This window comes from Kitasatospora sp. NPDC091257, from assembly GCF_044757675.1.
In the GTDB taxonomy this organism is placed as follows: domain Bacteria; phylum Actinomycetota; class Actinomycetes; order Streptomycetales; family Streptomycetaceae; genus Kitasatospora; species Kitasatospora lactacystinica.
Map to the genome: position 1 here is coordinate 1 of NZ_JBIVVI010000456.1, position 6,498 is coordinate 6,498.

The 6,498-nt window shown below is 72.3% G+C and carries 9 protein-coding genes; 1 reads left to right on the forward strand and 8 read right to left on the reverse strand.

The window, feature by feature from the left end; all coding sequences use genetic code 11:
* Positions 1-104: 104 nt before the first annotated feature.
* Positions 105-650, reverse strand: coding sequence for a SigE family RNA polymerase sigma factor (locus ACIQOV_RS21355; RefSeq protein WP_401050665.1), 546 nt, complete (start codon positions 648-650; stop codon positions 105-107).
* A 257-nt stretch (positions 651-907) separates the two neighbouring features.
* On the opposite strand from ACIQOV_RS21355, the gene ACIQOV_RS21360 reads away from it, so the two are divergent.
* Positions 908-1,687, forward strand: a complete 780-nt coding sequence (locus ACIQOV_RS21360) for a VOC family protein (RefSeq protein ID WP_401050667.1) — start codon at positions 908-910, stop codon at positions 1,685-1,687.
* A gap of 143 nt (positions 1,688-1,830) precedes the next feature.
* Here ACIQOV_RS21360 and hisF read toward each other — a convergent pair whose 3' ends face one another.
* Genes hisF through ACIQOV_RS21395 form a run of 7 tightly spaced genes read right to left on the reverse strand, consistent with a single transcriptional unit; the run spans position 1,831 to position 6,418 of the window.
* Entirely contained in the window at positions 1,831-2,601 is a 771-nt protein-coding gene (hisF, locus tag ACIQOV_RS21365) for an imidazole glycerol phosphate synthase subunit HisF (RefSeq protein ID WP_359908289.1), read from the reverse strand.
* Positions 2,598-3,107 (reverse strand): RidA family protein, encoded by a 510-nt coding sequence (locus ACIQOV_RS21370; RefSeq protein ID WP_401050670.1) that lies wholly within the window; start codon positions 3,105-3,107, stop codon positions 2,598-2,600. The genes hisF and ACIQOV_RS21370 overlap by 4 nt, the downstream gene beginning before the upstream one ends.
* Positions 3,104-3,826 carry a bifunctional 1-(5-phosphoribosyl)-5-((5-phosphoribosylamino)methylideneamino)imidazole-4-carboxamide isomerase/phosphoribosylanthranilate isomerase PriA gene (gene priA / locus ACIQOV_RS21375; RefSeq protein WP_401050672.1) on the reverse strand — a complete coding sequence of 241 codons (723 nt, stop codon included), beginning with the start codon at positions 3,824-3,826 and terminating at the stop codon, positions 3,104-3,106. The genes ACIQOV_RS21370 and priA overlap by 4 nt, the downstream gene beginning before the upstream one ends.
* A gap of 20 nt (positions 3,827-3,846) precedes the next feature.
* Complete coding sequence (gene hisH, locus ACIQOV_RS21380) at positions 3,847-4,482, reverse strand: imidazole glycerol phosphate synthase subunit HisH (protein WP_401050674.1); 636 nt, start codon at positions 4,480-4,482, stop codon at positions 3,847-3,849.
* A gap of 51 nt (positions 4,483-4,533) precedes the next feature.
* Entirely contained in the window at positions 4,534-4,686 is a 153-nt protein-coding gene (locus ACIQOV_RS21385; RefSeq protein WP_359908297.1) for a hypothetical protein, read from the reverse strand.
* The gene (gene hisB / locus ACIQOV_RS21390; protein ID WP_049650368.1) at positions 4,683-5,276 is read right to left on the reverse strand and encodes an imidazoleglycerol-phosphate dehydratase HisB; all 594 of its coding nucleotides are present in this window, start codon (positions 5,274-5,276) and stop codon (positions 4,683-4,685) included. The genes ACIQOV_RS21385 and hisB overlap by 4 nt, the downstream gene beginning before the upstream one ends.
* Positions 5,277-5,281: 5 nt before the next feature.
* Complete coding sequence (locus ACIQOV_RS21395; protein ID WP_401050678.1) at positions 5,282-6,418, reverse strand: histidinol-phosphate transaminase; 1,137 nt, start codon at positions 6,416-6,418, stop codon at positions 5,282-5,284.
* Positions 6,419-6,498 lie beyond the last annotated feature (80 nt).

Sequence of the window (6,498 nt, forward strand, 5' to 3'; positions counted from 1 at the left end):
TGGGGTGTTGTCGGCGAAAGCGGTCATGGCGGCGAGGAGTTCCTTGTCGAAGCCGGGGTCGGGGGCGGGGGCGGAAGCGGGGTCCTGGGGCGGGAAGCGGATCATCACGCACCTTCACGCGAGGTCGACGACGCGGACGGGACGTCCTGCCGGGGCAGCGCGGCCCGCAGTTTCGCGAGCCCGCGGGCGAGTTGCGAGCGCACGGCGCCGGGGGAGATGTCGAGGGTCTGCGCGATCTCCCGGTCCCCCAGGTCGTGGAGGTAGTACAGGACGACCACGGTGCGCATCCCCATCGGCAGGGTGTGCAGCGCCGCGACGAGCTCGGCGCGCAGTTCCACCGACCGGTAGGCGTCGCGGGGGTCGGGGTGCTCGATGACGGGCTCCGGCGCGGGGCGCTCACCCGAGCGGTGCAGGCGCCGCCAGCGGTCGTTGGCCAGGTTCACCAGGATCCGGCGCACGTACGCCTCGGGCACCTCCGCGCGCGCGACCCGCCGCCAGTGTCGGCAGGCCCGTTCCAGGGCCTCCTGCACGAGGTCCTCCGCGGTGTGCGCGTCCCCGGTGAGCACGTACGCCGTGCGGAACAGCGCGCCCGCACGCTGTTCCACGAACTCGACGAAGTCGATCCCGGGACTGGCCCTGCGCAGCCTCACCCGTGGCCTCACTTTCTCTCCCGCCGTCTCTTCCACCCCCCTGACGGCGCCCGTCCGCCCGCTGCTGCACCGCGGGCGGGGAAGTGACGCGGCTCACAGCGGGCCCCGGCCGTCTCCCAGGCCGTCCCCGGCCGTCCCCGGCCGTCCCCCCGGCGGCTTCCCCGGCTGCGGATGTCAGTGCCCGGGTGCAGACTCGCAGGTGGCCGGGGTCCGCCCCGGGCCGCCCGGCCGTCCCATCCGTCGAAGGGCACACCGCCATGCTCACCACCGACTTCCCCATCGGCTCGCCCTGCTGGATCGACCTGGGCAGCCCGGACATCCCCGCCACGGCCGCGTTCTACAACACGGTCTTCGGCTGGACCTTCCTGGAGATCCCCGACACCGGTGGCTACGGCTTCGTCCAGCTGAACGGGAAGACCGTCGGCGCGATCGGCTCGCTCAACGAGGGTGACCCGTCCACCTGGACGACGTACTTCCGCAGCTCCGACGCGGACGCCACCGCCAATGCCGTCCGGCAGGCCGGCGGCAAGGTCCTGGTCGAGCCGATGGACGTGATGCAGGAGGGCCGGCTGGCACAGTTCTCGGACCCGCAGGGTGCCCGGTTCGCCGTCTGGCAGGCCGGCAACACCAAGGGCCTGGACGCCGTGTCGGAGGAGGGCGCCCTGGTCTGGGCCGAACTGCACACCTCCGACCAGGACGGCGCCTTCGCCTTCTACCGGCAGCTGTTCGGCTGGCGGGTGGAGAACTTCGAGCCGTCGCCGGGCATGACCTACCGGGTGCTCTCCACCGCCGAGGGCGACCAGCGGGACACCAGCTTCGGCGGCATCGCCCCGACGATGTCCCCGGAGCAGCCCTCCGCCTGGACGCCGTACTTCGCCGCCGAGGACGTGGACGCGGTGATCGCCAGGGCGACGGCGGCCGGCGGCTCGGTGCTGATGCCGGCCTCGGACGTGGAGAACGTCGGCCGGCTGGCCTGGCTGGCGGACCCGAACGGCGCCCCCTTCGCGCTGATCAAGGGCGAGCCCCAGGAGTCCTGAGCGTGCGGCGAGGGCCCGCGGTTCCGGGAACCGCGGGCCCTCCTCACGCACGGAACGCGCACGGAACGCGCACGGAACGCACGCGCCGAGCGCCAGCGCACACGCCGAACACCAGGCGCACACGCAAACGAACGCGCCGAACGTCAGCGCACCGGGTGCCCGGCCTCGCGCAGCGCGCCCTTGACGTCGCCGATCCGCAGGTCCCCGAAGTGGAACACGCTGGCGGCCAGCACCGCGTCCGCGCCCGCCTCGACGGCCGGCGCGAAGTCGGCGAGCCTGCCCGCCCCGCCGGAGGCGATCACCGGCACCGAGACGGCCTTGCGCACGGCCCGGATCATCTCCAGGTCGTAGCCGTCCTTGGTGCCGTCCGCGTCCATCGAGTTGAGCAGGATCTCGCCCGCGCCCAACTCGGCGGCGCGGCCCGCCCATTCGACGGCGTCCAGGCCGGTGCCCTGCCGCCCGCCGTGCGTGGTGACCTCGTAGCCCGACTCGGTCTCCGTCCCGGGCGGGCAGCGCCGGGCGTCCACCGAGAGCACCAGGACCTGCCGGCCGAAGCGCTTGGCGATCTCGCGGATCAGCTCGGGCCGGGCGATGGCCGCGGTGTTGACGCCGACCTTGTCGGCGCCGGCCCGCAGCAGTTTGTCGACGTCCTCGACGGCACGGATGCCGCCGCCCACCGTCAGCGGGATGAAGACCTGCTCGGCGGTGCGGCGGACCACGTCGTAGGTGGTCTCCCGGTCGCCGGAGGAGGCGGTGATGTCGAGGAAGGTGAGCTCGTCGGCGCCTTCGGCGTCGTAGAGCTTGGCCATCTCGACCGGGTCGCCGGCGTCGCGCAGGTTCTGGAAGTTGACGCCCTTGACCACCCGCCCGGCGTCGACGTCCAGGCAGGGGATGACACGTACTGCGAGGGTCACGGCTGTTCGCCTTCCAGGGCTTCCAGGGTTTCCAGGGTCTTCGCCAGCCCGGACCGGTAGGCGTCGAGCTCGATCTCGACCATCATCCGGGAGTCGATGAGTCCCTCGACCACCACCATGGTGGCCGCCGGGCGTGCGGCGTCGAAGAGTTCGCGGTGGGCGCGGCCCACCTCCTCGGCGTCGCGGACGTGGGTGATGTACATCCGGGTGCGGACCACGTCGTCGATGGTCAGACCGTACGCGGCCAGGGCCTTGAGCCCGACGCCGAACGCGGCGAGGGTCTGCCGGTACGGGTCGCCCTCGTGCTCGATCCGGCCGTCCACCCAGGCGGTGGAGCCGGCCACGTGCACGTGGTCCCCCGCGGCGACCGCCCGGGAGTAACCGAACTCGTCCTCCCAGGGGGAGAATCCGCCGACCCGGCCGCGCACGACCGCGCCGTGCCCGACCGCGCCGTGCCCGACCGCGCCGTGTTCGACCTCGCCGCGTACGATCCGACCATCCGTCATCCTGAAACCGCCTCCAGGGCCTCTTCGAGGGTGAACTTCTGCTCGTAGAGTGCCTTGCCCACGATGGCTCCCTCGACACCCTCGCGGACGAGCGAGGCGATGGCGCGCAGGTCGTCGAGCGAGGAGACGCCGCCGGAGGCGACCACGGGCTTGGCGGTCGCGGCGCAGACGTCGCGCAGCAGCTGGAGGTTGGGACCGGTCAGGGTGCCGTCCCGGTTGACGTCGGTGACGACGTAGCGGGCGCAGCCCTCCTGGTCGAGGCGCTCCAGCACCTCGAAGAGCTGGCCGCCGTCGCGGGTCCAGCCGCGGCCGCGCAGGGTGGTGCCGACGACGTCCAGGCCGACGGCGATCTTGTCGCCGTGCTCGGCGATGGCCTTGGCGACCCACTCCGGGGCTTCCAGGGCGGCGGTGCCGAGGTTGACCCGGGTGCAGCCGGTGGCGAGCGCGCGGGCGAGCGACTCGTCGTCGCGGATGCCGCCGGACAGCTCGACCTTGATGTCCAGCCGGCCGGTGACGTCGCGCAGCAGCTCGTAGTTGGAGCCGGTGCCGAAGGCGGCGTCCAGGTCGACCAGGTGCAGCCACTCGGCGCCGGCGTTCTGCCAGGCGAGGGCGGCGGCGAGCGGCTCGCCGAAGGAGGTCTCGGTGCCGGAGGCGCCCTTGACCAGGCGGACGGCCTGACCGTCCCGGACGTCGACGGCGGGCAGCAGTTCGAGGCTCATCAGATCCAACTCTCAGACAGTCAGAGGGTGTTGACCCAGTTGGTCAGCAGGGCGGCGCCGGCGTCGCCGGACTTCTCGGGGTGGAACTGGGTGGCCCACAGCGGGCCGTTCTCGACGGCCGCGACGAACGGCTGCCCGTGGGTGGCCCAGGTGACCAGCGGCGGGTTGATCCGCGCGCTGTGGGCCTCCAGTTCCCAGTGCCGCACCCCGTAGGAGTGCACGAAGTAGAAGCGGGTCTGCGGGTCGAGGCCGGCGAACATCCGGCTCTCCGCGGGCGCGTCCACGGTGTTCCAGCCCATGTGCGGGACGACGGGGGCGTCCAGCGGCTCCACGGTGCCCGGCCACTCGTCGCAGCCGGCCGTCTCCACGCCGTGCTCGACCCCCTTCTCGAAGAGGATCTGCATGCCGACGCAGATGCCCATGACGGGTCGGGCGCCGGCGCGCCGGCGGCCCACGATCCAGTCCCCGCGGACGGACTTCAGTCCGCGCATGCAGGCCTCGAAGGCGCCCACGCCGGGGACGAGCAGACCGTCCGCGGCCATCGCGGTGTCGTAGTCGGAGCTGACGGTGACGTCCGCTCCGGTCCGCTCCAGGGCGCGCTGCGCCGAGCGGAGGTTGCCGGAGCCGTAGTCGAGGACGACGACGTTCTTGCCCATGTTCAGGTGTCCAGTCTCTGTGCGGCGGGCGGCGGGTCTCGGGCGGCGGGTCTACAGGCGCAGGAGGCCGGAGGCCAGGCACATCACGGAGCCGAAGGCGAGCACCAGGATGACGCTCTTCGAGTGCTTCTGCTTCCAGAAGGAGATGACTCCGCCGGCCAGGAAGAGGCCGACGAAGATGAGGATCATCGCGGTATTGCTCACAGCGCACCCTTGGTCGACGGGAGGATTCCGGCCGCGCGCGGGTCGCGCTCGGCGGCGTAGCGCAGCGCCCGGGCCAGCGCCTTGAACTGGCACTCCACGATGTGGTGCGCGTTGCGCCCGTACGGCACGTGGACGTGCAGCGCGATCTGCGCCTGGGCCACGAAGGACTCCAGGATGTGCCGGGTCATCGTGGTGTCGTACGAGCCGATCATCGGCGCGATGCCCTCGGGCTCGGTGTGCACCAGGTACGGCCGGCCGGAGAGGTCCACGGTGACCTGGGCGAGCGACTCGTCCAGCGGCACCGTGCAGTTGCCGAAGCGGTAGATGCCCACCTTGTCGCCGAGCGCCTGCTTGAAGGCGGCGCCGAGCGCGAGGGCGGTGTCCTCGATGGTGTGGTGGGTGTCGATGTGCAGGTCGCCGTCGGTCTTGACGGTGAGGTCGAACAGGCCGTGCCGGCCGAGCTGGTCGAGCATGTGGTCGTAGAAGCCGACGCCCGTGGAGATGTCGGTCCTCCCGGTGCCGTCGAGGTCTATCTCGACCAGGACCGAGGTCTCCTTGGTGGTGCGCTCGACGCGTCCGATGCGGGACATGGGGGTTACAGCTCCTTGATCACAGTGCGGACGGCGTCCAGGAAGGCGTCGTTCTCGGCGGGCGTGCCGGCGGTGACGCGCAGCCACCCGGGGACGCCGTTGTCGCGGACCAGGACGCCCTGGTCGAGGATGGCCTGCCACACCGCGTGGGTGTCGGCGAAGCGGCCGAACTGGACGAAGTTGGCGTCCGAGTCGGTGACCTCCAGGCCCATTCCCCGCAGCGCGTCGACCAGCCGGTCGCGCTCCTCCTTGAGCCGCCCGACGTACCCCAGCAGGGTGTCGGTGTGCTCCAGGCAGGCCAGCGCGGTGGCCTGGGTGACGGCCGACAGGTGGTACGGCAGGCGCACCAGCTGCACCGCGTCCACCACGGCCGGGTCGGCGGCCAGGTAGCCCAGGCGCAGCCCGGCCGCGCCGAAGGCCTTGGACATGGTACGGCTGACCACCAGGTTGGGGCGGCCCTCGATCAGCGGCAGCAGCGAGGCGCGGTGCGAGAACTCGACGTACGCCTCGTCCACCACCACCAGGCTGGGCCGGGCGGCCTGCGCGGCCTCGTACAGCCGCAGCACGGTGTCGGCGTCCACGGCGGTGCCGGTCGGGTTGTTGGGCGAGCAGACGAAGACCACGTTCGGCCGGTGCTCCGCGATGGCGGCGACGGCGGCGTCCACGTCGATGGTGAAGTCCTCGTTGCGCGGCCCGGAGATCCAGGCCGTGCCGGTGCCCCGGGAGATCAGCGCGTGCATCGAGTACGAGGGCTCGAAGCCGAGCGCGCTGCGGCCGGGGCCGCCGAAGGTCTGCAGCAGCTGCTGGAGCACCTCGTTGGAGCCGTTGGCCGCCCACACCTGCTCACGCCGGACGGGGAAGCCGGTGGTCTTCCCGAGGTACGCGGCGAGGCCCTCGCGCAGCTCGACCGCGTCCCGGTCGGGGTAGCGGTTCAGCCCGCGGGCGGCCTCGGCGACGCGCTCGGCGATCCGGGCGACCAGTTCCTCGGGCAGCGGGTACGGGTTCTCGTTGGTGTTCAGCTGGACGGGCACGTCCAGCTGCGGCGCGCCGTACGGGGACTGGCCGCGCAGCTCGTCCCGGACCGGCAGGTCGTCGATGCGGGTCGTGCGGGCCGTGCGGGCCGCCGCGGACTCGGGGGTCACGGCGGGCACGGGGGTCACAGGAGTCTCAGGAGTCACGAGCCGGGAACCGTCCAGTCGAAGCGGGCCTTGATCGCGTCCCC

Coding starts and splice junctions, on each gene's coding strand:
- ACIQOV_RS21360 (WP_401050667.1), top strand. CDS start 908: ATGCTCACCACCGACTTCCCCATCGGCTCGCCCTGCTGGATCGACCTG.
- ACIQOV_RS21370 (WP_401050670.1), bottom strand. CDS start 3,107: ATGACGGATGGTCGGATCGTACGCGGCGAGGTCGAACACGGCGCGGTC.
- priA (WP_401050672.1), bottom strand. CDS start 3,826: ATGAGCCTCGAACTGCTGCCCGCCGTCGACGTCCGGGACGGTCAGGCC.
- hisH (WP_401050674.1), bottom strand. CDS start 4,482: ATGGGCAAGAACGTCGTCGTCCTCGACTACGGCTCCGGCAACCTCCGC.
- hisB (WP_049650368.1), bottom strand. CDS start 5,276: ATGTCCCGCATCGGACGCGTCGAGCGCACCACCAAGGAGACCTCGGTC.